The sequence below is a fragment of the Variovorax sp. M-6 genome, from assembly GCF_052114385.1.
Taxonomy (GTDB): domain Bacteria; phylum Pseudomonadota; class Gammaproteobacteria; order Burkholderiales; family Burkholderiaceae_C; genus Variovorax.
The window spans coordinates 81,667-108,527 of record NZ_JBFREQ010000014.1 but is presented as its reverse complement, the minus strand read 5'-3'; the positions used below and the strand labels follow the sequence as shown (position 1 = coordinate 108,527).

24 protein-coding genes are annotated in these 26,861 nt (G+C 67.6%); 17 read left to right on the top strand and 7 right to left on the bottom strand.

Features of this window, described 5'->3' with window-relative positions; genetic code table 11:
- Positions 1–6 precede the first annotated feature (6 nt).
- Positions 7–1,575 (bottom strand): phospholipase D family protein, encoded by a 1,569-nt coding sequence (locus AB4Z46_RS17450; RefSeq protein ID WP_442284774.1) that lies wholly within the window; start codon positions 1,573–1,575, stop codon positions 7–9.
- Between the two features lie 164 nt (positions 1,576–1,739).
- Here AB4Z46_RS17450 and AB4Z46_RS17445 point away from each other — a divergent pair, with 164 nt between their 5' ends.
- Together AB4Z46_RS17445 and AB4Z46_RS17440 are read left to right on the top strand one after the other, a co-directional pair.
- On the top strand, positions 1,740–3,860 hold the full coding sequence (locus tag AB4Z46_RS17445) for a TonB-dependent receptor domain-containing protein (RefSeq protein WP_442284773.1): 2,121 nt from the start codon (positions 1,740–1,742) through the stop codon (positions 3,858–3,860).
- 22 nt (positions 3,861–3,882) lie between these two features.
- Complete coding sequence (locus AB4Z46_RS17440; protein ID WP_442284772.1) at positions 3,883–4,512, top strand: phosphoribosyltransferase; 630 nt, start codon at positions 3,883–3,885, stop codon at positions 4,510–4,512.
- Between the two features lie 3 nt (positions 4,513–4,515).
- Here the strand turns inward: AB4Z46_RS17440 and metK are convergent, their stop codons facing one another.
- Positions 4,516–5,697 carry a methionine adenosyltransferase gene (gene metK / locus AB4Z46_RS17435; RefSeq protein ID WP_442284771.1) on the bottom strand — a complete coding sequence of 394 codons (1,182 nt, stop codon included), beginning with the start codon at positions 5,695–5,697 and terminating at the stop codon, positions 4,516–4,518.
- 180 nt (positions 5,698–5,877) lie between these two features.
- On the opposite strand from metK, the gene AB4Z46_RS17430 reads away from it, so the two are divergent.
- On the top strand, positions 5,878–6,759 hold the full coding sequence (locus AB4Z46_RS17430) for a lysophospholipid acyltransferase family protein (protein WP_442284770.1): 882 nt from the start codon (positions 5,878–5,880) through the stop codon (positions 6,757–6,759).
- Positions 6,756–7,640: a lysophospholipid acyltransferase family protein gene (locus tag AB4Z46_RS17425; protein ID WP_442284769.1), complete on the top strand. Its 885-nt coding sequence runs from the start codon at positions 6,756–6,758 to the stop codon at positions 7,638–7,640. The genes AB4Z46_RS17430 and AB4Z46_RS17425 overlap by 4 nt, the downstream gene beginning before the upstream one ends.
- 131 nt (positions 7,641–7,771) lie before the next feature.
- Here AB4Z46_RS17425 and AB4Z46_RS17420 read toward each other — a convergent pair whose 3' ends face one another.
- Positions 7,772–8,686 (bottom strand): alpha/beta fold hydrolase, encoded by a 915-nt coding sequence (locus AB4Z46_RS17420; protein WP_442284768.1) that lies wholly within the window; start codon positions 8,684–8,686, stop codon positions 7,772–7,774.
- 49 nt (positions 8,687–8,735) lie between these two features.
- On the bottom strand, positions 8,736–9,479 hold the full coding sequence (gene yihA, locus AB4Z46_RS17415; protein ID WP_442284767.1) for a ribosome biogenesis GTP-binding protein YihA/YsxC: 744 nt from the start codon (positions 9,477–9,479) through the stop codon (positions 8,736–8,738).
- A 70-nt stretch (positions 9,480–9,549) separates the two neighbouring features.
- On the opposite strand from yihA, the gene AB4Z46_RS17410 reads away from it, so the two are divergent.
- The 5 genes from AB4Z46_RS17410 (at position 9,550) to AB4Z46_RS17390 (ending at position 15,613) form a co-directional block, all read left to right on the top strand.
- Positions 9,550–10,224, top strand: coding sequence for a c-type cytochrome (locus AB4Z46_RS17410; RefSeq protein WP_442284766.1), 675 nt, complete (start codon positions 9,550–9,552; stop codon positions 10,222–10,224).
- 104 nt (positions 10,225–10,328) lie between these two features.
- Positions 10,329–12,470, top strand: coding sequence for a cytochrome c biogenesis protein ResB (locus AB4Z46_RS17405; RefSeq protein ID WP_442284765.1), 2,142 nt, complete (start codon positions 10,329–10,331; stop codon positions 12,468–12,470).
- Positions 12,467–13,783, top strand: a complete 1,317-nt coding sequence (ccsB, locus tag AB4Z46_RS17400) for a c-type cytochrome biogenesis protein CcsB (RefSeq protein ID WP_442284764.1) — start codon at positions 12,467–12,469, stop codon at positions 13,781–13,783. The genes AB4Z46_RS17405 and ccsB overlap by 4 nt, the downstream gene beginning before the upstream one ends.
- 117 nt (positions 13,784–13,900) lie before the next feature.
- Complete coding sequence (gene msrP / locus AB4Z46_RS17395) at positions 13,901–14,899, top strand: protein-methionine-sulfoxide reductase catalytic subunit MsrP (RefSeq protein ID WP_442284763.1); 999 nt, start codon at positions 13,901–13,903, stop codon at positions 14,897–14,899.
- Between the two features lie 66 nt (positions 14,900–14,965).
- The gene (locus tag AB4Z46_RS17390; protein ID WP_442284762.1) at positions 14,966–15,613 is read left to right on the top strand and encodes a sulfite oxidase heme-binding subunit YedZ; all 648 of its coding nucleotides are present in this window, start codon (positions 14,966–14,968) and stop codon (positions 15,611–15,613) included.
- 16 nt (positions 15,614–15,629) lie between these two features.
- Here AB4Z46_RS17390 and lysA read toward each other — a convergent pair whose 3' ends face one another.
- Positions 15,630–16,913, bottom strand: a complete 1,284-nt coding sequence (gene lysA / locus AB4Z46_RS17385; RefSeq protein ID WP_442284761.1) for a diaminopimelate decarboxylase — start codon at positions 16,911–16,913, stop codon at positions 15,630–15,632.
- Complete coding sequence (gene lptM, locus AB4Z46_RS17380; protein ID WP_442284760.1) at positions 16,910–17,146, bottom strand: LPS translocon maturation chaperone LptM; 237 nt, start codon at positions 17,144–17,146, stop codon at positions 16,910–16,912. The genes lysA and lptM overlap by 4 nt, the downstream gene beginning before the upstream one ends.
- Before the next feature lie 12 nt (positions 17,147–17,158).
- Between lptM and cyaY the strand changes: the two genes are divergently transcribed.
- Positions 17,159–17,491 (top strand): iron donor protein CyaY, encoded by a 333-nt coding sequence (gene cyaY, locus AB4Z46_RS17375; protein WP_442284759.1) that lies wholly within the window; start codon positions 17,159–17,161, stop codon positions 17,489–17,491.
- A 1-nt stretch (position 17,492) separates the two neighbouring features.
- On the opposite strand, the gene AB4Z46_RS17370 is transcribed toward cyaY, so the two are convergent.
- Positions 17,493–19,895 carry a penicillin-binding protein 1A gene (locus AB4Z46_RS17370; RefSeq protein WP_442284758.1) on the bottom strand — a complete coding sequence of 801 codons (2,403 nt, stop codon included), beginning with the start codon at positions 19,893–19,895 and terminating at the stop codon, positions 17,493–17,495.
- Positions 19,896–20,136: 241 nt separating this feature from the next.
- On the opposite strand from AB4Z46_RS17370, the gene AB4Z46_RS17365 reads away from it, so the two are divergent.
- Genes AB4Z46_RS17365 through aroB form a run of 7 tightly spaced genes read left to right on the top strand, consistent with a single transcriptional unit; the run spans position 20,137 to position 26,860 of the window.
- On the top strand, positions 20,137–21,216 hold the full coding sequence (locus tag AB4Z46_RS17365) for a pilus assembly protein PilM (protein WP_442284757.1): 1,080 nt from the start codon (positions 20,137–20,139) through the stop codon (positions 21,214–21,216).
- Positions 21,213–21,824, top strand: coding sequence for a PilN domain-containing protein (locus AB4Z46_RS17360; RefSeq protein WP_442284756.1), 612 nt, complete (start codon positions 21,213–21,215; stop codon positions 21,822–21,824). The genes AB4Z46_RS17365 and AB4Z46_RS17360 overlap by 4 nt, the downstream gene beginning before the upstream one ends.
- A gap of 6 nt (positions 21,825–21,830) precedes the next feature.
- Positions 21,831–22,502 (top strand): type 4a pilus biogenesis protein PilO, encoded by a 672-nt coding sequence (locus tag AB4Z46_RS17355; protein ID WP_442284755.1) that lies wholly within the window; start codon positions 21,831–21,833, stop codon positions 22,500–22,502.
- A complete protein-coding gene (locus AB4Z46_RS17350) occupies positions 22,499–23,038 on the top strand; it encodes a pilus assembly protein PilP (RefSeq protein WP_442284754.1) in 540 nt (179 codons plus the stop codon). The genes AB4Z46_RS17355 and AB4Z46_RS17350 overlap by 4 nt, the downstream gene beginning before the upstream one ends.
- On the top strand, positions 23,035–25,146 hold the full coding sequence (gene pilQ, locus AB4Z46_RS17345; protein WP_442284753.1) for a type IV pilus secretin PilQ: 2,112 nt from the start codon (positions 23,035–23,037) through the stop codon (positions 25,144–25,146). Before AB4Z46_RS17350 ends, pilQ begins: the two co-directional genes overlap by 4 nt.
- A 22-nt stretch (positions 25,147–25,168) precedes the next feature.
- On the top strand, positions 25,169–25,714 hold the full coding sequence (locus AB4Z46_RS17340) for a shikimate kinase (protein ID WP_442284752.1): 546 nt from the start codon (positions 25,169–25,171) through the stop codon (positions 25,712–25,714).
- A 36-nt stretch (positions 25,715–25,750) separates the two neighbouring features.
- The gene (gene aroB / locus AB4Z46_RS17335; RefSeq protein ID WP_442284751.1) at positions 25,751–26,860 is read left to right on the top strand and encodes a 3-dehydroquinate synthase; all 1,110 of its coding nucleotides are present in this window, start codon (positions 25,751–25,753) and stop codon (positions 26,858–26,860) included.
- Position 26,861: the final 1 nt, after the last annotated feature.

Here is a 26,861-nt window from a genome sequence, read left to right as displayed (position 1 = left end):
GGCCTCCTAAAGCAAGTCGCTCGGAACGAACCACGAGAAAAGAAGCAGCTTGAGCCGCACCAGCACGTTGGCGTCGGGCTCCTCGTCGTAGACCACGTTCTCGCCATCGGTGCTGACCCACTGGATCTGGTCGCTGCCGGGCTTCAGTCGCAGCTCGTAGGCGCTTTCGACATTGTCGACCTGGAAGGCATCGAGCAGGCGGTGCGCCACTTCGAAGCTCTCGAGACGCACGCCCAGCTCGGTGTTGATGTGGGCCGAGCGGGGATCGAAATTCAGCGAGCCGATCAGGGACCATTCGCGGTCGATCAGCGCCAGCTTGGCGTGCAGCCGCCCGCGCGACTGGCGGAACGCCTTGCGCAGGTTCAGGCTGCGCTTGATCTGCTCCGAGCTGACTTCGTAGAGCCGCACGCCCAGCCGGAGCATCTCGACCCGGTAGTCGTTGTAGTTGATGTTGACCAGCGGCTCGTCGGTGTCGGCCAGCGAGTTGGTGGCGACGCTCATGCGAACGTCGCGGGCGCGCAGCCGGGCGATCTGCGCCATGCCCTCCTCGCCGGGCAGGAAGTAGGGCGACACGATGTCGACGTCGGAGCGGGCCAGGTCCAGTTGCACGCGCATGCGCTCGGCCACGGTGGGCGGCCGGCGTTCCCTGGCGGCGTCGTCGTCCTCCGGGCGCAGCGCCTTGTTCGGCGAGTCCGCCACCGCGTTGGCGCGTGCCGGGATCAGCTCGAGCCGGCCGCGGTCGATCAGGATGCCGAGTGGCGGGTCGCCGAACATGTCGGTCGCCGGCGGAGCCGGGGGTAGCGGTGCCGCCTTGCGCGAGGTCAGCCGCTCGAAGTTCGCCTGCAGCGCCGCCGGCGGTTCGAGGGCCGGCACGATGGTCTCCAGCGGCCAGACCACCTCGCTGTTCCAGTAGTTGTCGAAGATGGTCTCGAGCTCGGTCACGACCGGGCCGGCCATCAGCATGTCGAGGTCGATGAAGTTGGCGCCGTCGCTGCGCAGGAAGTACTCGTCCGCCAGGTTGCGCCCGCCGGCGATCGCGAACGCGCCGTCGGCGACGAACAGCTTGTTGTGCATCCGGTGATTGAGCCGGCGGAAGTCGGCCGCGAAGCTCATCCAGCGGGTGGCCGAGTGGTCCCGGCCGGCCACGAAGGGGTTGAACAGCCGGATCTCCACGTTCGGGTAGGCCGCCAGGCCGAGCAGCAGCGGGTCCAGCTTGGTCGTATAGAAGTCGTCGAGCAACAGGCGGACCCGCACGCCGCGCACGGCGGCGTCGCGCAACTCGCGCAGGATCAGCTTGCCGGTCTTGTCGTTGCCCAGCAGGTAGTACTGCAGGTCGAGCGAAGCCTGTGCGCGCCGCATGAGTTCCAGCCGCGCGTCCAGCGCGAACGCGGCCTGCGCCAGGACGTGCGCGCCCGACAGGCCGTCTGGCCCGGCATTGAAGGGCGCGGCGAGCCGGCCGAGCTCGGTGGCAGGCGAGGCCGGGATGGCCGGGACGTACGGCGTCGGCGGAACGGCCGGCAGTCCGGCGCAGGCCGAGAGCAGGCAGGCGAGGACGAGGGCCAGGCAACGGAGCATTGGACAGGGACGCGCGGAGCGACCGGAAGGAAGGGTGCGCCGCCCGGATGAACGGCCAGCGGATCGTAGCCGGGTCGACCGAAACAAGTGTCCGTCCCGCATCGGTGCGCCATAGGGTGTTGCCCTTCGCCAACGGCGCTGCGGCGCACCGCAGAATCGCGGCGATGAAATTCGCCGCCGTCGCTTCCGCCTGCCTGCTGCTCGCCTCCTCGTCCGCAGTCCAGGCCCAGGACGCCGGCAGCGTGCCGGCGCTGGGCGAAATCACGGTGTCCACGCCGGCCGGTCCGACGCCGCTCTTCGACGTCGCCGGTTCGGTCGACCGGGTGGAGGGGGTGGACATGCGCGACAGCCGGCTCGGGGTGAACCTGTCGGAAAGCTTGAGCGGCGTGCCCGGACTGCAGATCCAGAACCGGCAGAACTACGCGCAGGACCTGCAGATCTCGATCCGCGGCTTCGGCGCCCGCTCCACCTTCGGCGTGCGCGGCGTGCGCCTGTACGTCGACGGCATCCCGGCCACCCTGCCCGACGGCCAGGGGCAGACCTCCAACATCGACATCGGCTCGGTCGACCACGTCGAGGTGCTGCGCGGGCCTTTCTCGGCGCTCTACGGGAACTCCTCGGGCGGCGTGGTGCAGACCTTCACCGAGACCGGCGAGGGGGCGCCGAAGCTGGGCTTCTCGCTGGCTGCGGCCAGCTTCGGCACCACACGCACCGGCCTCAAGGCCAGTGGCTCCTCCGGCGCGGTCGACTACCTGCTGAGCGCCGGCCGCTTCGAGACCGACGGCTACCGCGACCACAGCGCGGCCGACCGCAGCATCGTCAACGGCAAGATGGGCTTCACGCTCGACGACGGCAGCCGGCTGACGCTGATCGCCAACAGCGTGCACCTGAACGCGCAGGACCCGCTCGGGCTGACGGCCGAGCAGTACGCGCTGAACCGGCGCAGCGCGGCCGTCGCGACGCAGTTCGACACCCGCAAGAGCGTCGACCAGACGCAGGCCGGGCTCACCTACGAGCGCCGCCTCGATGCCGACAACACGCTGCGCATGCTGGTCTACGGCGGCGAGCGCAAGACCTCGCAGTACCAGGCCATCCCGCCCTCGGCGCAGCTGAGCCCGACCAGCGCCGGCGGCGTGATCGGACTGGCGCGCGACTTCGGCGGCGCCGACCTGCGCTGGATCTCTCGAATGCAGCTGGCCGACCGGCCTTTCGAACTGGTGGCCGGGCTCGAGTACAACAAGCTGCGCGAGCACCGCACGGGCTACGAGAACTTCCTGGGTCCGGCCGCGAGGCCGCTGTTGCTGGGTGTGCAGGGGCGACTGCGGCGCAACGAGACCAACGAGGTCTACAACCTCGATCCCTATGTGCAGGGCACCTGGCGCTTCGCGGATCAATGGACGCTCGAGGCCGGCGTGCGCCGCAACACGGTCGATTTCGACTCGCAGGACCACTACATCGTGGGCGCGAACCGCGACGACAGCGGCAGCGCGCGCTATGTCGAGACGCTGCCGGTGGCGTCGCTGCGCTACCAGGCCACGCGCGACCTCGCGCTCTACACCTCGGTGGGCCGCGGCTTCGAGACGCCGACCCTGAACGAACTCTCGTACCGTCCCGACGGGCTGGGGGGGCTCAACTTCGCGCTCCAGCCGGCCGTCAACGACAGTGTCGAAGTCGGTGCCAAGGCGCGGCTGGCCGGCGGCCTGCTCACCGCGGCACTGTTCAAGACCCGCACGAGCGACGAGATCGTGACCGCCACCAACGTCGGCGGCAGGGCCACCTTCCAGAACGCCGGCCGGACCACGCGCGACGGCTTCGAGCTGGCCTGGCAGCACGAGAGCGAGGACCACTGGCGCACGCAGCTGGCCTACACCTGGCTCGATGCGCGCTACAGCGACACCTTCTGCTCGACCTTGCCCTGCACGGCGGCCGGCATCGTCCCGGGAGGCAACCGGATTCCCGGCATCGCCCCGCAGGCGCTGTTCGCCTCCTTCGGCTGGGTGCCGCCCCAGGGCTGGCGTGCCGGCACCGAGCTGCGCGCACTCGCAAGCATCGAAGCCAACGACCGCAACACGGTGAGCGCGCCGGGCTACGCGGTGGTCGCCCTGTTCGCCGGCTATCTCATGCAGTGGCAGCGCTGGGACCTGAATGCCTTCGCGCGCATCGACAACCTGTTCGACCGGAAATACATCGGCTCGGTGATCGTCAACGAAGGCAATGCCCGATATTTCGAGCCGGCACCGGGGCGCAACTGGACGATCGGCATGAGTGCGGCGTATCGTTTCTGAATCCCGGCCGCAGGAGTGGCAGATGGAATTCAAGGATCGACGCGATGCAGGGCGCAAGCTCGCCGCAGCACTGGCTGGCTGGCGTGGCCATCCAGGCCTGCTGGTGCTGGGGCTGCCGCGCGGCGGCGTGCCGGTGGCGTGGGAAATCGCGCAGGCCCTGGGCGCGCCGCTGGACGTGCTGGTCGTGCGCAAGCTCGGCTACCCGGGCCAGGAGGAGTTCGCCATGGGCGCGATCGCTTCCGGCGGCGTGCGCTTCATGGACGATTCAGCGCTCGCCTGGCCGGTGTCGGCGGCGGAGGTCGAGGCGGTGGTCGCGCGCGAGCAGGCCGAGCTGGTGCGCCGGGAGCGGCTCTATCGGGGCGAGCGTGCGCCGCTGGCGCTGGGCGGGCGGGTGCTGCTGCTGGTCGATGACGGCCTGGCGACCGGCGCCACGATGCGCGCCGCCGTGATGGCGGCGCGCGCGGGCCGGCCGCAGCGCATCGTGGTCGCGGTGCCGGTGGCTTCGCGCGAGGCGGTCCAGAGTGTCGGCACGGTGGCCGACGAGGTGGTGAGCGCTTTCACGCCCGAGCACTTCCGCGCGGTCGGGCTGTGGTACCAGGACTTCGGTCAGACCTCCGACGAGGAGGTCTGCCGGCTGCTGGCGGGGGGCTGAGGCTTACAGCCCGGCGGCCGCGCGCAGCTTCGAGGCGTTGGCCGTGCTTTCCCACGTGAACTCCGGCTCCTCGCGGCCGAAGTGCCCATAGGCTGCCGTCTTGGTGTAGATCGGGCGCAGCAGGTCGAGCATCTGGATGATGCCCTTCGGGCGCAGGTCGAAATGCGATTGCACCAGTTCGGCGATCTGCTCGTCGGGGATCACGCCCGTGCCTTCGGTGTAGACCGTCACGTTCATCGGCCGCGCGACGCCGATCGCGTAGGCGACCTGGATCTGGCACTGGCGCGCCAGACCGGCGGCGACGATGTTCTTCGCCACGAAGCGCGCGGCGTAGGCGGCCGAGCGGTCGACCTTGCTCGGATCCTTGCCCGAGAAGGCACCGCCGCCGTGCGGGCAGGCGCCGCCGTAGGTGTCGACGATGATCTTGCGGCCCGTGAGCCCGCAGTCGCCCTGCGGGCCGCCGATGACGAAGCGGCCGGTCGGGTTGATCAGGTAGCGGGTGTCCTTGAGCCACTCCTTGGGCAGCACCGGCTTGATGATCTCCTCGATGATGGCTTCGTTGAACGAGGCCTTCATCTTGGTCGGCGTCTCGCTCTGGTCGGGGTGGTGCTGGGTCGAGAGCACCACTGTGTCGATGCTGTGCGGCTTGCCGTCGACATAGCGCATCGTGACCTGGCTCTTGGCGTCCGGGCGCAGGAAGGGCAGGCGGCCGTCCTTGCGCAGCTGGGCCTGGCGCTCGACCAGGCGGTGCGCGTAGTAGATCGGCGCGGGCATCAGCTCGGGCGTCTCGTCGCAGGCGTAGCCGAACATCAGGCCCTGGTCACCGGCGCCCGTGTTGAGGTGGTCGTCGCTCGCATGATCCACGCCCTGGGCGATGTCGTTGGACTGCTTGTCATAGCAGACCATCACGGCGCAGCCCTTGTAGTCGATGCCGTAGTCGGTGTTGTCGTAGCCGATGCGCTTGATGGTGTCGCGCGCCACCTGGATGTAGTCGACGTGCGCGTTGGTCGTGATTTCGCCGGCGAGCACCACCAGGCCGGTGTTGGTCAGGGTCTCGGCGGCCACGCGGGAGCGCGGGTCCTGCTCGAAGATCGCGTCGAGGATCGCGTCCGAGATCTGGTCGGCCACCTTGTCGGGATGGCCTTCGGAAACGGATTCGGAAGTGAAAAGAAAATCGTTCGCCATGTCGTAAATACTCCGTTGCAGGTCAATTGGCGCGTTGCCAACCCGTTTGGGAGTCTTGGCGAACGCTTTAGCAGTGTTGTTTAACGTCGCTCTGCAAGTAGTTCCATAACTCAGCGACAATTTGCATTCTATTCGAGCCGCGCTACCCTGCGCGCGCGTCCTTTCCATCCCCATGATTCGATGATTGCCTTGTTCCGTTTGCTCGCCCGTGTTCCGCTGCCCGTCATGCACGCGATCGGCGGCTGGCTCGGCTGGCTGGTCTGGTGGTTAGCGCCGGACTACCGCCGCCGCTTCAGGGAGAACGCCGAGGCGGCGGGCTTCACGCCGGCGCAGTACCGCCCGGCGATCGCCGCCGCCGGCGCGATGGTCGGCGAGCTGCCGTGGGTCTGGGCCCGCCCTCGCGGCGAAAGCCTGCTGCCGCATATCGTGCGCTGGGACGGCATCGAGGCCTTCGAGGCCGCGCTGGCCGAACGCAAGGGCGTGATTCTGGTCTCGCCGCACTTAGGTAGCTGGGAAACCTTCGGCCAGGCCGTGGGCGAGCGCTTCTTCGAGGCCTACGGCCCGATCACGGCGCTGTTCCGGCCGGCGCGCAAGAAGTTCATGGCCGACCTGATCGCCGGCTCGCGGGACCGCCCCGGCCTGCGGACGCTGCCCACCACGGTGGCCGGAGTGCGCGGCCTCATCCGCACGCTGCGCGGCGGCGGCTATACCGGACTGCTGCCGGACCAGGTGCCGCCGCTGGGGCAGGGCGTCTGGGCGCCCTTCCTGGGCCGGCCGGCCTACACGATGACCCTGCTGCCGCGCCTCGCACAGCAGACCGGGGCCCGCGTCTTCCTCGGCGTCTGCGAGCGGCTGCCGCGCGGCGCCGGCTACGCGATCCGCTTCGTGCCCTTCGACGGCACCGCGATGAGCGACCCCAAGGCGACGCCCGAGGCCGCGGCCACCGCGATGAACGAGGGCATCGAGAAGCTGATCCGCAGCCTGCCCGGCCAGTACGTCTGGGACTACGCGCGCTACAAGCAGCCGCGCGCCGAGGCCGCGGCGGCGGAGGCGGCGCCATGAGCCTGACATCCCGGCTCGGCATCCGCTTCATGCGCGCTTTGGCCCACGTGCCGTTCCCGCTGGTGCGCGGCTTCGGCGCCGTCCTCGGGCGCGTGCTGTACGTGCTCGCGGTGCCGCGGCGGCGCGTGGTCGACACCAACCTCGCGCTGTGCTTTCCCGACAAATCGCCGGCCGAGCGGCACCGCATGGCGCGCCAGACCTTCGTCTACGTGGCGCAGTCCTGGCTCGATCGCAGCTGGCTGTGGCATGCACCGGAAGCGGTGGTGACCCGGCGCCTCAAGGTGCACGGAGCGGCCGAGACGATCGAGGAGATCGCCCATGGCCACGAGCCAATGATCCTGTTCGCGCCGCATTTCTACGGCCTGGATGCGGCGGCCACGGCGCTGACCATGCACACGGACCGCCCCTCGACCACCATCTACACCACCCAGCGCGATCCGATGGTGGACGAGTGGATCAGCGAGGGGCGCAAGCGCTTCGGCAACGTGATCACGCTGAACCGGGTCGACGGCATCAAGCCGATCGTCGCGGGGCTGCGCAAGGGCGGCCTGCTCTACCTGCTGCCGGACATGGATTTCGGCCGCGACCAGACCGTGTTCGTGCCCTTCTACGGCGTGCAGGCGGCCACCGTGCCCTCGCTGTCGCGCTTCGCGCGGCTGGGCCGGGCCAAGGTGGTCCCCGTGATCTCCAAGCTCACCCGCGACGGCTACGAGATCGAGGTGCTGCCGGCCTGGCAGGATTTTCCGAGCGACGACGCGGTGGCCGACACCGCCCTGATGAACCAGCGCCTGCAGGGCTACATCGACACCATGCCTTCGCAGTACTACTGGGTGCATCGCCGGTTCAAGACGCGGCCCGAGGGCGAAGACCCGGTGTACTAGGCTCGCCCCCAGGTTGCCCGGCACTTCGTGTCCGGGCGCCCACCCCCTGCCGGGGGCAACACCAGCGGCCTGGCAAAGCCAGTTCCGCGGCGTTTCACCAACGGGCCTGGCTTGCGCCGGCCGTGCGAACGTCAGCGGGTGCGCTCGATGAATGCATCGATCTCCGATGCGACGAACGCCGGCTGCTCATGCACCACCCAGTGCGTGGCGCCCGGCACCCGGGTGATGTCGAGCTTCGGCACATAGTCCTCCAGGCCTTCCAGCAGCCCGGGCAGCAGCGCCTTGTCGTCGAGCGCCCACAGCACCAGCGTGGGCACCGCGACGGTCAGCTTGTCATGAGGCAGCTCCTGCATCGCGGGCACCGGCTGCCCCGGCATGGCCGGCTTCAGCGGCGTGACGCGATAGAGGTTGCAGGCGCCCGTGAGGCCGGCGTCCCAGACCTCGCGGTACTGGTCCTTGACCTTGTCGGTGAGCCAGCCGAAGCCTTCAGGGCCGGCCTTCATCCCGAGGAAGAAGGGCCACATGCGGCGGTAGTCGTCGGCTGCCAGCAGCGCCTCGGCATCCGGCCGGGCGAGAAAGTTCATGTAGGCACTGGCCGCCTGCTGCGCCGGGCTGTTCTGCAGCTCGCGCGCGAAGGTCCCCGGATGCGGCGAATTGATGATCACCAGCCGGCCCAGCCTGTCGCCGTGCCGGTTGCCGAAACCCCAGCCGAAGGCGCCGCCCCAATCGTGCGCCACCAGCGTGTCGATGCGGCCGGCCGGGTTCTCGCTGGCCGCCAGTTCGGCGACGTCCTGCACCAGCAGGTGTGCGCGGTAGGCCGAGACCTCGGCGGGCGCGCTGGATTTCTCGAAGCCGCGCAGGTTCGGCGCCACGCAGCGGAAGCCGCCGTGCTCGGGCGCCGCGAAGTGCTCGAGCAGTGCGTCCCAGATGAACGCGGCTTCGGGAAAGCCGTGCAGGAACACCATCAACGGGCGTCCCGCGGCGCCGGCCGCGCGGCAGCTCAGGGTGGTGCCGTTCGGCAGCGTACGGGCGAAAGTCTCGATCACAGGCTGTCTCCTTCGTGTCTTCAACGGCGAGGAGGCGCCAGCGCCGCGCTCAGGGCTGCTCGTCGATGGGTTTTTGCTCGGGGGCTGCGGGCTGCCCGCCCTCGGGATGCGCCCAGCGCCACAACAGCTCGGCCGCCTCGTCCACGCCTTGCGATTTCAGCGCAGAGAACAGTTTGACCTCGCCGCCGCCGGCCTGCAGTCGCGCAATCGACAGTGCCTTGGCACCATCCGAGCGCGTGAGCTTGTCCGACTTGGTCAGGAGCACCAGGAACTTGAGCCCTTCCTCGACGCGCGGCCGGATCACTTCGAGCAGGATGTCGTCGAGCTCGGTGAGGCCGTGGCGCGGGTCGCACATCAGCACGACGCCGCGCAGGTTCTCGCGCGTCATCAGGTAGTTGCCCATCACGCGCTGCCAGCGCAGCTTGGCTTCCTTCGGCACGGCCGCGTAGCCGTAGCCCGGGAGGTCGGCCAGCACGGCGTCGTCGACCTTCTGCTTGCCGACGCCGAACAGGTTGATGTGCTGGGTGCGGCCGGGCGTCTTCGACGCGAAGGCCAGCCGATGCTGCTGCGTGAGCGTGTTGATGGCCGTCGACTTGCCGGCATTCGAACGGCCCACGAAGGCGATTTCCGGCAGATCGAAGGGCGGCAGATGTTCGAGCTGCGGAGCGCTCGTGAGGAAGTGGGCGGTGTGCAGCCAACCGCGCGCCACGCGGGCGCGTTCGGCGGCCTCGGGGTCGGCGGCGGTCGCCGTGCGGGAGTAGCTGACGGCGGGCTTCCGCGGCGGGGTGGTCATCGATGAGCTTTCGTAACGGGGCGCCATTGTAGAATCGCCGGGTTTTGCGCCATAAATCCAAGCCCCCGATATGAAGTTGTTTGCCCATTTTCTGCTTGCAGCCCTGTTGGGCGTCGCCGCCAGTGCCAGCTTCGCCGCTGACGAGCACGCCCAAAAGCCGGCTGCCGAGGCGCCTGCGAAGGCTCCGAAGCCCGACCCCGCCAAGGGCGATACGGTCTTCAATGCCACGCCGGCCAACAGCCAGAGCTGTGCCTCGTGCCACAACGCGGACGGCAATTCGGCAATCGCGGCGAATCCCAAGCTGGCGCAGCAGCACCCCGAATACATCCTCAAGCAGCTGCAGGACTTCAAGTCCGGCAAGCGCAAGAGCGCCATCATGAAGCCGATGGCGGCGGCGCTTTCCGACGAGGACATGCGCAACATCGCCTGGTTCGTGGGCTCGAAGAAGGTCAAGCCCGGCTTCTCCAAGGACAAGGACACGATCGCCCTGGGCGAGCGCATCTTCCGTGGCGGCGCCGCCGACCGCCAGATTCCCGCCTGCGCCGGCTGCCACAGCCCGAACGGCGCCGGCATTCCGGCGCAGTACCCGCGCCTGGGCGGCCAGCATGCCGACTACACGGTGCAGCAGCTGAACATGTTCCGCGAAGGCGGTCGCCTGAATTCGCCCGTGATGACAGGGGTTGCCGCCAAGCTCAGCAACAAGGAAATCGCGGCGGTGGCAGACTACATCGCCGGCCTGCGTTGAATCCCGCTCCCGACTTCTGAACCAACCGCCGACAACAAACTCCTAACAAGGCGGGCCGATCCAGCAGGACGGCCCGCCTTGTTTGCTTTTCACGCCTCGCACCCATGTCTGTCTCCACCCACGGCCTTCGAGTCCGTCGCGGACCCCAAGTGGTCCGCGCGGCCGTGGAGCTGTTCTCGTCGATGCGCTTCGCGATCGCGCTGCTGACGATCATCTGCATCGCTTCGATCATCGGCACCGTGCTCAAGCAGCACGAACCCTTCGGCAACTACGTCAACCAGTTCGGGCCCTTCTGGGCCGAGGTGTTCCACGCCGCCAAGCTCGACGCGATCTACAGTGCCTGGTGGTTCCTGCTGATCCTGCTGTTCCTGGTGATCAGCACCTCGCTGTGCATCGCGCGCAACACACCGCACATCTTCAAGGACCTGAAGACCTACAAGGAARACATCCGGGCGCAGAGCCTGAAGGCCTTCGGGCAGCGGGCCCAGGCCGTGCTCGCCGAGACGCCCGACATGGCGGCCAACCGCATCGGCCAACTGCTCGCGAGCGGCGGCTGGAAGGTCAAGCTGCAGCACCGCGAGGGCGATGGCTGGATGGTCGCGGCCCGTGCGGGTGGGGCCCACAAGCTCGGCTACATCGCCGCCCACAGCGCGATCGTGCTGGTCTGCATCGGCGGGCTGCTCGACGGCGACCTGGTGGTGCGGGCCCAGACCTGGTTCAACGGCAAGAGCGTCTACACCGGCGGTGGCCTGATCGCCGATGTGGCGCCCGAGCACCGCCTGTCGCCGCGCAACCCGACCTTCCGCGGCAACATCCTGGTGCCCGAGGGCGCGCAGTCGAGCGTCGCGATCCTGAACCAGTCCGACGGCGTGCTGCTGCAGGACCTGCCGTTCTCGATCGAGCTCAAGAAGTTCATCGTCGAGTACTACTCGACCGGCATGCCCAAGCTGTTCGCGAGCGAGGTCGTGCTGCACGACCGAGTCACCGGCGAGCAGTTCCCCAAGCGCATCGAGGTCAATCACCCCGCCAGCTACAAGGGCGTCGAGATCTATCAGTCGAGCTTCGACGACGGCGGCTCCAGCGTGAAGCTGAAGGCGGTGCCGATGGCCGCGGCGGCCAAGCCCTTCGAGATCGACGGCACCATCGGCGGCAGCAGCGAGATCACCAACGGCAGCGACCGGCTCACGCTCGAGCTGGTGGCGCTGCGGGTCATCAACGTCGAGAACTTCGCCGACGGCAACGGCGGCGCCATGACCAGCGGCGCCGATGTCCGCAAGGTCGACCTGCGGAGCGACCTCGAGTCGCGCCTGGGCGCCGCCAACAAGACCAACAAGCCCAAGGTGCTGCGCAACATCGGGCCCAGCGTCGGCTACAAGCTGCGCGACGCCTCGGGGCAGGCGCGCGAGTTCCAGAACTACATGGTGCCGGTCGACACCGGCGACGGCCAGCCGGTGTTCCTGCTCGGCGTGCGCGAGCGCCCGGAAGATCCGTTCCGCTACCTGCGCGTGCCGGCCGACGAGCAGGGCTCGATGGACGGTTTCGTGCGCATGCGCGCCGCCCTGGCCGACGCCGACGTGCGCACGCGCGCCATCGACCGCTACATCGCACGCGCCGCCGACCCGAAGCGGCCCGAGCTTGCGGCCCAGCTGCGCGGCTCCGCCGCGCGTGCCCTGGCCCTGTTCGCGGGCACCGAGCGGGCCAAGACCGATGCGGTGAGTGCCGGCGGCTGGCAGGCGGTGGCCGAGTTCATGGAAGCCAACGTGCCGGAGGCCGAGCGCGAGCGCGCCGCCGCGGTGCTGGTGCGGATCCTCAACGACGTGCTGTTCGAGGTGCTCAACGTGAGCCGCGAGAAGGCCGGCCTGGCCGCGATGCCGGCCGACGAGAAATCGCAGGCCTACCTCACGCAGGCGGTGCTGGCGATCAGCGACGCGCATTTCTATCCGGCCCCGGTCGCGATGATGATGAGCGACTTCAAGCAGGTGCAGGCCAGCGTGTTCCAGGTCGCCCGTGCACCGGGCAAGAACATCGTCTATCTGGGCTGCCTGTTGCTGATCGTGGGCATTTTTGCGATGCTGTACGTGCGCGAGCGCAGGCTGTGGGTGTGGCTCGCGAAAGACGGCGGCGACTCCCACGGTACGGCGGCGACCCTGGCCTTCTCGGTCAACCGCAAGACCATCGACAGCGATCGCGAATTCGAGCACCTGAAGCACAAGCTGCTCGCCATCAGGAAAGACACTGCGTCATGACCACCACCACGCTCACGCTCAACGACAGCTTTCTCTCGCGCCGCACTCCTCTCGACTGGGTGTTCGCGCTGCTGACGCTGGCCGGCGCCTTCTTCGCGTTCTCGCTCTACCACGGCGCGATGGACTACTACGAGAAGACGATCCTGGTGGCGACCGTGCCGGCCGCGATCTGGCTCGGCTGGTTCTGGCGGCCGCTGCGGGTGCTGGCGATCGTGGTCGCCGCGGCCGCGCTGCTGGCGATCTTCTCCTACCAGGGCGACCTGGCTCGCGCCGACAGCGTCTTCTGGCTCAAGTACTTCCTGTCGAGCCAGTCGGCCATCCTCTGGATGAGCGTGCTGTTCTTCATGAGCACGCTGTTCTACTGGATCGGCTTCTTCGGCGGCAAGCAGGGCGACGCCATGGACCTGATCGGCTCGCGCCTGGCCTGGGCCGCGGTCACGATGGCGCTGATCGGCACCATGGTGCGCTGGTACGAGAGCCACCAGCTCGGCCCGGACATCGGCCACATCCCGGTCAGCAACCTGTACGAGGTGTTCGTCCTCTTCTGCTGGCTCACCGCCGCCTTCTACCTGTATTTCGAATGGCGCTACCGCACGCGCGCGCTGGGCGCCTTCGTGATGCTGGTGGTCAGCGCCGCGGTCGGCTTCCTGCTCTGGTACACGCTGGTGCGCGACGCCCACGAGATCCAGCCGCTGGTGCCGGCGCTGCAGAGCTGGTGGATGAAGCTGCACGTGCCGGCCAACTTCATCGGCTACGGCACTTTCTCGCTGGCGGCCATGGTCGCCTTCGCCTACCTGATCAAGGAGCAGGCCGGCGAGACCCGCTGGTACAAGCTGACGCCGATCTGGCTGCTGGGCGTGGCGCTGTGCTTCGTGCCGGTGGCCTTCCGCCAGCGCGTGCAGGAGGCCGGCGGCAGCTACTGGGTCGGCTATGCCGCGATCTCGGCGCTGATCGCCGCCGGCATCCTGATGGGCCGCAAGCGCATCGCCGCGCGGCTGCCGGCCAACGAGGTGCTGGACGACGTGATGTACAAGTCGATCACGGTCGGCTTCGCCTTCTTCACCATCGCCACCGTGCTGGGCGCGCTGTGGGCGGCCGATGCCTGGGGCGGCTACTGGAGCTGGGACCCGAAGGAAACCTGGGCGCTGATCGTCTGGCTCAACTATGCGGCCTGGCTGCACATGCGGCTCGTGAAAGGCCTGCGCGGCACCGTGGCGGCCTGGTGGGCGCTGGCCGGACTGGCCGTCACCACCTTCGCGTTCCTGGGCGTCAACATGTTCCTGAGCGGGTTGCACAGCTACGGCACCTTGTAGCCGCCGGGCGGCCTTTCGAGCGTGGAATGATCCGCGGGCGCCCTTTTCGCGTAACCGGATCGGCGTAGGCAACGAACTCACCCTGACTGAGCGTTTTCAGGCGAAAGGCATCCCATCATGTTGATTCATTCCCGCGGCGACGGCTTCACCCACCCGCGTTCCAGCGAGATCACGCCCCGGAGCGTCTACGAAGGCCGGCGCGACATGCTCAAGTGGCTGGCCGGCGGTGCCGCAGGTGCCGCCATGGCTTCCTGGGCGGCGCGCGACGCGATGGCGCAGGCGGCGGCACCGGGCAAGCTGGCACCGTTGCCGGGCGCGAAATCCTCGGTGCCGGGCGCCCAGACCATGGAAAAGCTGACCGACTACAAGGACGCCACCAGCTACAACAACTACTACGAGTTCGGCACCGACAAGGGCGACCCGGTGAAGAACGCCGGCAGCCTCAAGACCCGGCCATGGACGGTCGAGGTCGAGGGCCTGGTCAAGAAGCCTGGCAAGTACGGCATCGAGGACCTGATCAAGCTCAGCGCCCAGGAAGAGCGCATCTACCGCTTGCGCTGCGTCGAGGGCTGGTCGATGGTGATTCCCTGGGTCGGCTATTCGCTGTCCGAACTCATCAAGAAGGTCGAGCCGCAGGGCAATGCCAAGTACGTCGAGTTCCTGACGCTGGCGGACCCCAAGACCATGCCCTTCGTCGGCTCGCGCGTGCTCGACTGGCCCTATGCCGAAGGACTGCGCATGGATGAGGCGATGCACCCGCTCACGCTCCTGACCTTCGGCATGTACGGCGAGGTGCTGCCGAACCAGAACGGCGCGCCGGTGCGCATCGTCGTGCCCTGGAAGTACGGCTTCAAGAGCGCCAAGTCGATCGTCAAGATCCGCTTCGTCGAGAAGGAGCCCGGCACCGCCTGGAACAAGGCCGCGGCGCAGGAGTACGGCTTCTATTCCAACGTCAATCCGAACGTCGACCACCCGCGCTGGAGCCAGGCGACCGAGCGCCGCATCGGCGACGGCAGCGGCCTGTTCGCCAAGCGCAGCAAGACCCAGATGTTCAACGGCTACGAGGCGCAGGTCGGCCAGCTGTACGCCGGCATGGACCTCAAGAAGAATTATTGAGACCTTGTGGGACAGACCAAGAAACTGCGCAGCAGTTTTTGCTCTGTCCTCGACTGATCAACAACCATGAACAAGCTGCTGCTGCACCCGGGCGCCAAGCCGCTGGTGTTCGTGCTGTGCCTGTTGCCGTTCGCCTGGCTGTTCTACGGCGCGCTCACCGACGGGCTCGGCGCCAATCCGGCCGAGTACCTGATCCGCTCGACCGGCGACTGGACGCTGCGCTTCCTCTGCATCGTGCTGGCGGTCACGCCGCTGCGGGTCATCACCAAGACCCAGGCGCTGGCGCGCTTGCGCCGCATGCTGGGCCTGTTCGTCTACTTCTATGTGGTCGTGCATCTGCTGAGCTACAGCGGGTTCGACATGAGCTTCGACCTCGCCGACATCGCCAAGGACATCGCCAAGCGGCCGTTCATCCTGGTCGGCTTCTCGGCCTTCGTGCTGCTCACGCCGCTGGCCGCCACGTCGTTCAACCGCGCCATCAAGGCGCTGGGCGCGAAGCGCTGGCAGACGCTGCACAAGCTGGTCTATGTGATCGCCGGACTGGGCCTGCTGCACTTCTTCTGGATGCGCGCGGGCAAGAACAACTTCGCCGAAGTGTTCGTGTATGCCGCGATCATCGGGCTGCTGCTGGGCTGGCGCGTGTGGAACTTCGCACGCAACCGGAAGAAGCAGGCGCGGCCGATGGCTTCGGCGCGCACCCAGCTGAGCAAGTGATCCGGCCGCCTGCCGCTCAGGCGCAGGGTTGCTCGCTGCGCAGCTGGTCCTCGATCGTCTCGCGGCGGCGGATCAGCGTCGCCTGGGTGCCGCTGACCAGCACTTCCGCGGCTCGCCCGCGCGTGTTGTAGTTGCTTGCCATTGCCATGCAGTAGGCGCCGGCGGAGAGCACGGCGAGCCGGTCGCCGGGGGCCACCTGCAGCACGCGATCGCGGCCGATCCAGTCGCCGCTCTCGCAGACCGGGCCGACCACGTCGTAGGTGGTGGCCTGCCCCTGGCGCTCGGCCAGCGGAACGATCTGGTGGAAGGCCTGGTACATGGCCGGCCGCGGCAGGTCGTTCATGGCCGCGTCGACGATGCAGAAATTCTTTTCCTCGCCGGGCTTGAGGTAGAGCACCTCGGTCACGCAGACGCCCGCATTGCCGACCAGCGAGCGTCCCGGCTCGACGATCAGCCGGCGCCGGCCGAAGCCACGCGCATCGAGGCGCGCGAGCAGTTGCTGCCACAGCGCATCGGCCGCTGGCGGGGTGTCGCCGTTGTAGTCGATGCCCAGGCCGCCGCCGAAGTCGAGGTGGTGCAGCGGGACACCGGCCGCCTCGATCGCCTCGACCAGGTCGAGCACGCGCTCGAGCGCCTCGAGGTAGGGCGAGGCATCGGTGATCTGGGAGCCGATGTGACAGTCGATGCCGACCACCTGCAGGCCCTGCAAGGACGCTGCGTGCCGGTAGATCGCGACCGCACGGTCGTGGGCCACGCCGAACTTGTTGCCCTTGAGGCCGGTCGAGATGTACGGATGCGTCTTCGGGTCGACGTTGGGATTGATGCGGATGCTGACCGCCGCGCGGCCGCCTTCCTCGAGCGCGACGGCGTTGAGCACCTCGAGTTCGGCCTCGCTCTCGACGTTGAAGCAGCCGATGCCGGCCGCCAGCGCCTGGCGCATTTCGGCGCGGGTCTTGCCCACGCCCGAGAAGATCACCTTGACCGGATCGGCACCGGCCGCCAGCACGCGCGCCAGTTCGCCGCCCGAGACGATGTCGAAGCCGCAGCCGGCCTCGGCGAAGACGCGCAGCACGCCGAGCGAGGAGTTGGCCTTGATGGCATAGCAGACCAGGGCGTCGCGGCCTTCGAAGCCGCGCTGGTAGGCGGCCAGCGCGTCCAGCATCCACTGCTTCGAGTAGACGAAGAGGGGGGTGCCGTGGGCCTGTGCGAGTTCGGAGAGCGACTGGCCCTCGATCTGCAGCACGCCGTCCTTGCGCGCGATGTGGGGGTGGCCGGGAAGCCTTGCGACCGGGTGGTTCACTTCGTGGCTCCGGCAGGCGCGCTGCTGGCAGCCGCTGGCGGCTGGGCGGCGGGGGAGTCCGTGGACGCAGAGGCGGGCGGGGAGGGCAGCAGCAATCCGGGCAGCGTGGCGCGGTCCTTGGCGACCGGATCGGTGGGCAGATACAGCCCGCCCTTCTGACCGCAGGCCGTCAAGCCGACCCCAACGAGCGCGAGGCCAACGGCGCTCACTAGAATTTGGCGAACATTCAACATGGCGAAATTGTAATGACCGACCCCGAGTACATGGACCGCGCAGAAGCTGTGCTGGCAGCGATCGAGCGTGGCTGCGACCGCATCAACGACGCGACCGACGCCGATATCGACAACCAGCGCGTCGGGGGAATGATCACGATCACGTTCCGCAACGGCAGCCAGTTGATCATCAACCTGCAAAAGCCGCTACAGGAAATCTGGCTCGCGGCCCGCTCCGGCGGCTATCACTACCGGCACGACGGCCAGGCCTGGGTCGACACCAAGACCCGCGAGGAATTCTTCGCCAACCTGTCGCGCGAAGCCACGCGGCAGGCCGGCCAGCCGCTGGCGTTCGCGGCCGGCTGAGCTAGTTCCTGAAGAGGTCGAGGATCCGGCTGCGTTCCTCGACCGGCGCCGGCGCGCTGATCGGTGGCGCGGCAATGGCCTCCGCCGGCTGCGTCGGCCCGCTCTCCACGCCCAGGCTCGCGACACCGCGTCCCGGCGCATAGTCGTCGTAGTACCACTCGCCGCCGACGTTCACTACGCCCGGAGGCGCAGGCACTTCGGCCACCGGAACACCCTTGATCGCGGTCTCCATGAAATTGATCCAGATCGGCAGGCTCAGGCCGCCGCCGGTCTCGCGGTCGCCGAGCTTGCGCGGCGTGTCGTAACCCATCCAGGCGACCGCTGCCATGGTCGGCTGGAAGCCGGCGAACCAGGCGTCGAGCGAATCGTTGGTGGTGCCGGTCTTGCCGTAGATGTCGGTGCGCTTGAGCGTCGCCTGCGCCTTGGCCGCGGTGCCGCCGCTGGCCACCGATTGCAGCAGGCTGGCCATCAGGAAGGCATTGCGCTGCGGCACCGCGCGCAAGGTCTCGTTGAGCAGGGGCGGCTGCTTGTCGACCAGCACCTTGTCCTTGTGGTCGGTCACCCGTGTCACGAGATAGGGGTTGACGCGATAGCCGCCGTTGGCGAACACCGAATAGGCGGTCGCCATCTGCATCGGCGTGACCGAGCCGGCGCCCAGCGCCATCGGCAGGTAGGCCGGGTGCTTCTCTCGCTCGAAGCCGAAATTGGTGACCCAGTCCTGCGCGTAGCGCGTGCCGATCGATTGCAGGATGCGGATCGACACCATGTTCTTGGACTTCATCAGCGCGCGGCGCATCGGCATCGGCCCTTCGAAATTGCCGTCGTAGTTCTTCGGCTCCCAGGGCTGGCCGCCGGTGGTGCCGGCGTCGAAGAACAGCGGCCCGTCGTTGATCACGGTGCTGGGCGTGAAGCCCTTCTCGAGTGCGGCCGAGTAGATGAAGGGCTTGAAGCTCGAGCCCGGCTGGCGCCAGGCCTGCGTGACGTGGTTGAACTTGTTCTTGTCGAAATCGAAGCCGCCGACCATGGCCTTGATCGCGCCGTCGCGCGGGTCCATCGCCACGAAGGCGCCTTCCACTTCGGGCAGCTGGGTGATCTCCCAGGCCCCCTTGGGCGTCTTGACGACCCGGATCACCGCGCCGCGGCGGATCCTGATGTTCGGTGGCGCCTTGTCCGAGAGGCCCGACTGCGCCGGCTTGAGTCCTTCGCCGGTGATCAGCACGCTGTCGCCGTTGCCGCGCACCGCCTGGATCTCCTTGGGGCCGGCCTTCAGTACCACCGCTGACATCACGTCGCCGTTGTCGGGGTGCTCGGCCAGCGCGTCGTCGACCGCTTCGTCCAGCTCCTTGGGGGAGGCCGGCAGGTCGACGAACTTCTCGGGGCCGCGGTAGATCTGGCGGCGCTCGTAGTCCATGATGCCCTTGCGCAGTGCACGGTAGGCCGCCGCCTGATCGGCTGCCACCAGCGTGGTGTAGACCTTGAGGCCGCGCGTGTAGGTGCTGTCGCCATACTGCGCGTACATCAGCTGGCGCACGGTCTCGGCCACGTACTCGGCGTGCAGGCGCGTCGGATCGGCGGCGTCGCGCAGCTGCAGCTCTTCCTTGCGGGCTTCGGCGGCCTGCTCGGCGGTGATGAAGCCGGCCTCCTGCATGCGGTCGATCACGTACTGCTGGCGCCCGCGGGCGCGAGCCGGGTTGTTGACCGGGTTGTTGGCGCCCGGCGCCTTCGGCAGGCCGGCCAGCATCGCAGCCTGGGCGATCGTGATGTCCTGCAGGGGCTTGCCGAAGTAGGCCTCGGAGGCCGCCGCGAAACCGTAGGCCCGGTTGCCCAGGTAGATCTGGTTCAGGTAGATCTCGAAGATCTGATCCTTGCTCAGCAGATGCTCCAGCTTGAAGGTCAGCAGCACCTCGTAGATCTTGCGGGTCAGGGTCTTTTCCGAGCTCAGGTAGACGTTGCGCGCCACCTGCATCGTGATGGTCGAGGCACCCTGGCTCTTGGCGCGGTTCATGTTCGCGATGCCCGCGCGCAGCATGCCCTTGTAGTCGACGCCGCCGTGGTCGTAGAAGCGGGCGTCCTCGGCCGCCAGCACGGCGTCCTTCACGACCTTCGGGATGGTCGCGATGGGCGTCAGGTTGCGGCGTTCCTCGCCGAACTCGCCGATCAGGATCCCTTCGGCCGAAAACACCCGCAGCGGCAGCTTGGGCCGGTAGTCCGCGAGCTCGGAAATGTCCGGCAGGTTCGGGTAGGCGACCGCGAGTGCCACGGCGATCACGCAGACCAGGGCGAGCCCACCGGCCGCCACGATCCCGAGGCTCCACAAGATGAACCGGAGCAACCATGTCAGCCAGGCCGGGCGTTTGTGAGCGGGAGCCTTGGCAGGCCCTTTGGGTCGAGAGGTTTCGGGCATTGAGGCTGTCGGAGTCTGAGCGCATTATAAAAACGCCCCGCTGCGGGACGGCGCCTTGGTGGCAGTTAGGACCCAAGTACTCCTATTTGTGACGTAAGTTGCAGTTCGGAACGATGACGTCGACTTTTGACAACGATTGCTCGCGCCCTGGGGATTCGGCGCTTGGATGGGCTTGCACCTTGCTGCTAGCATGCAACCACACGCAAATATTTCCAATCGTTACAAACGGATGGGATCGAACTTGACTGCTCTCGGATCGTTGTTTCGCCGCCAGCCCGCGCCCCTGCTCGGGCTGGACGTCAGTTCGTCCAGCGTCAAGCTGGTCGAGCTGGGTCGTGACGCGAGCGGCAAGCTGGTGCTCGAGCGCTGTGCCATCGAGCCCCTCGAGCGCGGCTGGATCACCGACGGCAATGTCGAGAAGTTCGACGAGGTGGCGGAGGCCGTGCGGCGCGTGGTCCGCAAGAGCGGCACGCGAACCAAGAACGTCGCCCTGGCCCTGCCGCCGTCGGCCGTGATCACCAAGAAGATCGTCCTGCCCGGCGGCATGAGCGAGCAGGAGCTCGAGATCCAGGTCGAGTCCGAGGCCAATCAATACATTCCGTTCTCGCTGGACGAAGTCAGTCTCGACTTCTGCGTCATCGGCCAGAGCGCCAGTTCGGCCGGCGACGTCGAGGTACTGATCGCCGCCTCGCGCAAGGAGAAGGTGCAGGATCGCCAGGGCCTGGCCGAAGCCTCGGGCCTCAAGGCCGTGATCCTGGACGTCGAGTCCTATGCCTCCCGGCTCGCCACGTCGCGCCTGATCGAGCTGCTGCCCGGCCAGGGCCAGGATGCGGTCGTCGCCCTGTTCGAGGTCGGCGCCTTCACCACCAGCATGCAGGTGCTGCGCAACCAGGAAGTGCTCTACGACCGCGACCAGGCCTTCGGCGGCGCTCAGCTGACCCAGCTGATCGTTCGGCAGTACGGCTTTTCGGTCGAGGAGGCCGAGGTCAAGAAGCGCAGCGGGGAACTGCCCGACGACTACGGCGCGGGCGTGCTCAAGCCCTTCGTCGCCAGCATCGCGCAGGAGATCGCCCGGGCGCTGCAGTTCTTCTTCACCAGCACGCCGCACAATCGCGTCGACTACGTGCTGCTGGCGGGCGGCTCGGCGGCGCTGCCCGGCCTCACCAGCGCGGTGACGCGCCAGACTTCGTTCGCCTGCTCGCTCGTGAACCCGTTCGACGGCATGGAGATCGGCAGCGGCATCCGCGAGAAGAAGGTGCGCCGCGAAGCGCCGTCCTACCTGACCTCCTGCGGCCTGGCGATGCGGAGGTTCCTGCAGTGATCCTGATCAATCTGCTTCCTCACCGGGAAGCGGCCCGCAAGCGTCGGCGTGAGACCTTCTACGCCGCGCTGGGTCTTTCCGCGGTGCTGGGCTGCGTCATTGCGGGCGCCGCATTCCTGTGGTTCGAGGCCCAGATTTCAAGCCAGCAGTCGAAGAACACGCTGCTCAAGACCGAGATCGCCAAGCTCGAGATCGAGATCAAGGAGATCTCCACCCTGCAGGCCGAGATCGCGGCCCTGCGAGCACGCCAGCAGGCGGTCGAGGACCTGCAGGGCGATCGCAACCTGCCGGTGCACCTGCTCAACGAGCTGGTGCGGCAACTGCCTGACGGCGTCTACATCACGAACATGAAGCAGGAGAACCAGACGGTCACGCTGCAAGGCATGGCGCAGTCCAACGAGCGAGTCTCCGAGCTGCTGCGCAACCTTGGCAACAGCAGTCCCTGGCTGGTCAAGCCGGAGCTGATCGAGATCACCTCGGCGACCGTGAACCTGACCCCACGCGACCAGCGGCGGGTCGCCAACTTCAAGATGCGCATCGGTCTCAAGCGGCCGACCGACGCCCAGAAACCCGGTGCCGTGCCGGCGCCAGTCAAGGCGAAGGGGTAAGCGCTCATGGCAAAGAAACGCCCCTCCTTCGACCTGGCGCTGTCCCTGCGGCGCTTTGGCCAGCAGTTCCAGGGACTGAATCCCAACGACCCTTCGGTCTGGCCGCCGGTGCCGCGTTACGCCTTGTGCGTCGCGGTCGCCGCGGCGGTTCTCGTGGCCCTGTGGTTCGTCTGGCTCACCAATTCGAATGACGAGCTCGAGGCCGAGCGCGCCAAGGAAGTCACGCTCAGGGCGGACTACAAGAAGAAGGTGGCGCAGGCCGCCAATCTCGATCTGCTGAAGAAGCAGCGCGAACAGGTGCAGCAGTTCGTCACGGTGCTCGAAAAGCAGCTGCCGAGCAAGGCCGAGATGGATGCGCTGCTGTCCGACATCAACCAGGCCGGCCTCGGCCGCAGCCTGCAGTTCGAGCTGTTCCGTCCGGGTCAGGTCGTGGTCAAGGACTACTACGCGGAGCTTCCGATCGCGGTGCGCGTGACTGGCCGCTACCACGACATGGGCGCCTTCGCCGCCGACATCGCGAATCTGTCTCGAATCGTGACCCTGAACAATCTCTCGGTGGCGCCGCAAAAAGACGGGGTGCTGGTCATGGACGCCACGGCGCGGACCTATCGCTACCTGGACGAGGAAGAGCAAGACATGCAGAAGCGCGCTGCGGCCRCGGGGGCGAAGAAGAAATGAGGGCGCTCCGCTTTCTCGTGCTCGCCGCCGTGGTGGCGGGCCTGACCGGCTGCATCGGCTCGGAGCAGGAAAATCTCCAGCGCTGGATGGCCGAACAGCGCGCGCAGGTGAAACCCAGCGTGCCTCCGATCACGGAGCCGAAGAAGTTCACGCCGCAGGCCTACAGCGAGGGCGCCGCCTTCGACCCCTTCAACATGCAGAAGCTGACGCAGGCGCTGCGGCGCGACTCGGCCCAGCCCAGCAGTTCGGGGCTGATTGCGCCCGAACTGGCGCGGCGCAAGGAGGCGCTCGAGGCGTTCCCGCTCGATTCGATGGCGATGGTGGGCAGCCTGAGCCGCAACGGCCAGCCCGTGGCGCTCATCAGCGTCGACAAGCTGCTCTACCAGGTGAAGGTCGGCAACTATCTGGGACTCAACTACGGGCTCATCACCCGCATCAGCGAAACCGAACTCGGCTTGCGTGAAATCGTGCAGGACGCCGCCGGTGAATGGATCGAACGCGTGGCGACGCTGCAGTTGCAAGAGAGGTCGAAATGAAACTACAAAAATCAATGCTGGCGCAGTGGCTGCGCGTCGCCGGTGCGGCGCTCGTGGCGTTCGGCGCGGCGGCCGTCGTGCATGCGCAGAACGCGATCGAATCCGTCACGAGCTCGATGCAGTCCGGCGCCGAGGTGGTCCGGGTCGACTTCAGCCAGCCGCTCGCTGCGGCGCCGACCGGCTTCGCAATCCAGTCGCCGGCCCGCGTCGCACTCGATTTCCCGGGCGTCACCAATGCCATCGGACGCAACGCGATCGAGATCAACCAGGGCAATCTGCGCTCGGTCAACGTGGTCCAGGCCGGCGAACGCACCCGCCTGGTGTTGAACCTGAAGCAGGCGACCGCCTACAAGACCGAGATCCAGGGCAAGTCGCTGCTGGTCTCGCTGGAGCCGGTGGCCGGCGCGGCGCTGGTGGCCTCGACGCCGTCGGCCTTCGCCGAGAACCGCAACCGCGACACGCTGCCGCTGCGCGATGTCGACTTCCGCCTCGGCAGCGACAACACCGGCCGCGTGATCGTCGACCTGGCCAACAACCAGGTGGGTGTCGACATTCGCCAGCAAGGCAAGAACCTGGTGGTTGAATTCACCAAGTCGACCTTGCCCGAGGGCCTGCGGCGCCGCCTCGACGTGTCCGATTTCGGCACGCCCGTGCAGCTCGTGACCACCCAGCAGGTCGGCGACCGCGTCCGGATGGTGATCGAGCCCCGCGGCGAGTGGGAGCACAGCGCCTACCAGAGCGAGAACCAGTTCGTGGTCGAAGTGCGGCCGCGCAAGATCGATCCGACCAAGCTCACGCAGGGCGTGGGCTACAGCGGCGAGAAGCTGTCGCTGAACTTCCAGAACATCGAGGTGCGCTCGCTGCTGCAGGTGATCGCCGACTTCACCAACTTCAACATCGTGACTTCCGACTCGGTCACCGGCTCGCTGACGCTGCGCTTGAAGGATGTGCCCTGGGACCAGGCGCTGGACATCATCCTGCAGGCCAAGAACCTCGGCATGCGCAAGAACGGCAGCGTGCTGTGGATCGCGCCCAAGGACGAGATCAACGCCAAGGAAAAGATGGAGTTCGAGGCCCAGGCCGCGATCCAGAACCTGGAGCCACTGCGTACCCAGTCCTTCCAGCTCAATTACACGAAGGCCCTGCAGATCGCCGCTGGCCTGACCGGCACCGGCGCCTCCAGCGGCGGCGGCTCCGGCACGGCCACCCGGATCCTGAGCCCGCGCGGCAGCGTGATCGCGGAGGCGCGCACCAACCAGCTGTTCGTGTCGGACATCCCGTCGCGCCTGGTGCAGGTGGCCGAACTGATCCAGAAGCTGGACATCCCGGTGCGCCAGGTCCTGATCGAGGCGCGCATCGTCGAAGCGGCGGATACGTTCGGCAAGTCGCTGGGCGTGAGGCTGGGCGGCGGCGCTCTGAACAACAACAATGCGGTCGGGCCGACGGTCTTCGTTCCCGGAACTGCGACGACGGCTGCGAACATCATTTCGACCCCGACGGGCAGCAACTTCGTCAATCTGCCGTCGACCGGCGTCTCGGGCAACGGCAACGCGCCGGGCACCTTCGCGATCTCGCTGTTCAATTCCAGCTTGTCCCGCATCCTGAACCTCGAGATCTCCGCCCTGGAAGCCGACGGCAAGGGCAAGGTGGTGTCGAGCCCGCGCGTCGTCACGGCCGACCAGACCAAAGCCCTGATCGAGCAGGGCACGGAGCTCCCCTACCAGGTCGCGACCTCCAGCGGCGCCACCTCGATCGCGTTCCGCAAGGCCAACCTGAAGCTCGAGGTGACGCCGCAGATCACGCCCGAGGGCAACATCATCCTGACGCTCGACGTCAACAAGGACACGGTGGGACAGCCGACCACGGCCGGCTTCGCGATCAACACCAAGCACGTGCAAACCGAGGTGCTGGTCGAGAACGGCGGGACGGTCGTCATTGGTGGTATCTTCGAACTCACCGAATCCAATGACGAATCGCGCATCCCGGTGCTCGGTGAAGTGCCCTATCTCGGTGCACTGTTCCGGACGCGCACTCGCACTGCCAACAAAACTGAAATGCTCGTCTTCATCACCCCGAAAATGATCACCGACCGCAACGCTGCGCGCTGACGCGCAGCGTTCGTAGTTCCGCATGGCGGTCGCACTCGTCGGCTTGCCCGGCGCCGGAAAGTCCGCGATTGGCCGGCGTCTGGCGCAGCGCCTGCATCTCCCCTTCATCGACACCGATCATGTGATCGAGGATCGGCTCGGCTGCTCGATCCGCGACTACTTCGAACGCGAGGGGGAGGCCAGGTTCCGGGATCTCGAGCAGTCGGTCATCGCCGAACTGGCGGCAGCGCCCCTCGGCGTGGTGGCCACAGGCGGCGGCTGCGTGTTGCGGGAGGCCAATCGGCAAACCCTGCGCGCCAGCTTCCATGTGCTCTACCTGCGCTCGGCGCCCGAGGATGTATTCCGCCGGCTGCGCCACGACGTCAAGCGGCCGCTGCTGCAGGTGGCCGACCCGCTGGGACGCTTGCGCGAGCTCTATGACGCGCGCGATCCGCTCTACCGCGAGACAGCCCACGAGATCGTCGAGACCGGCCGGCCGTCGATCGCGATGCTGGTCAACATCATCGTGATGCAGCTCGAGCTCGCGGGGGTCGTGGTGCCCGATGCCAAGGGGCATCCGGTCGACTGATTCGGCACGAATCGGCGTGCACCTAAACTCGGGGGCATGCCATTGCCCGTTCTGCCCGTTCCCCCTCAACACGTCGACATCCAGCTCGGCGAGCGCAGCTACCAGATCCTGATCGGCAGCGGGCTGCTCGGCGATGCACGCAGTTTCGCGGCCGTGCCGGCGGCCGCCAGCGCCCTGATCGTCACCAACACCACTGTGGCGCCCCTCTATGCGGCGGCCTTGCGACAGGCGCTGGCCGGCCGCTACCGCGAGGTGCACGTGCTCGAACTGCCCGACGGCGAGGCCCACAAGGACTGGCAGACCCTGAACCTGATCTTCGACGCGCTGCTGGCCCGAGGCAGCGACCGCAAGACGGTGCTGTTCGCGCTCGGCGGTGGCGTCGTGGGCGACATGACCGGCTTTGCGGCTGCCAGCTACATGCGCGGCGTGCCTTTCGTGCAGGTGCCGACGACCTTGCTGGCGCAGGTCGATTCGTCGGTCGGCGGCAAGACCGCGATCAATCACCCGCTGGGCAAGAACATGATCGGCGCCTTCTACCAGCCGCAACTGGTGCTGTGCGACCTGGCGACGCTGGGCACTCTGCCGCCGCGCGAACTCAGCGCCGGGCTGGCCGAGGTCATCAAGTACGGCCCGATCTACGACATGGACTTCCTGGCCTGGATCGAAGACCACATCGATGCACTGATCGCCCGCGAGCCAGCCGCGCTGGCGCACGCGGTCAAGCGCAGCTGCGAGATCAAGGCCGAGGTCGTGGGCCAGGACGAGCGTGAAGCCGGCCTTCGCGCGATCCTCAATTTCGGCCACACCTTCGGCCATGCGATCGAATCGGGGCTTGGTTACGGCGAGTGGCTGCACGGCGAGGCGGTCGGCTGCGGCATGGTCATGGCGGCGCACCTGTCGCAGCGGCTCGGCGGCATCGACGCCGCCTTCGTCGCGCGGCTGACGGCACTGGTCCGCCGCGCCGGCCTGCCCGTCACCGCGCCGGCGCTCGGGGCCGAGCGCTACCTCGAACTGATGCGCGTCGACAAGAAATCGGAAGCCGGCGAGATCCGCTTCGTGGTCATCGACAAGCCGGGCTCGGCGGTGGTGCGCAGCGCGCCCGATGCGATGGTGCGCGAGGTGCTGGCACAGTGCTGCACGGCCTGAC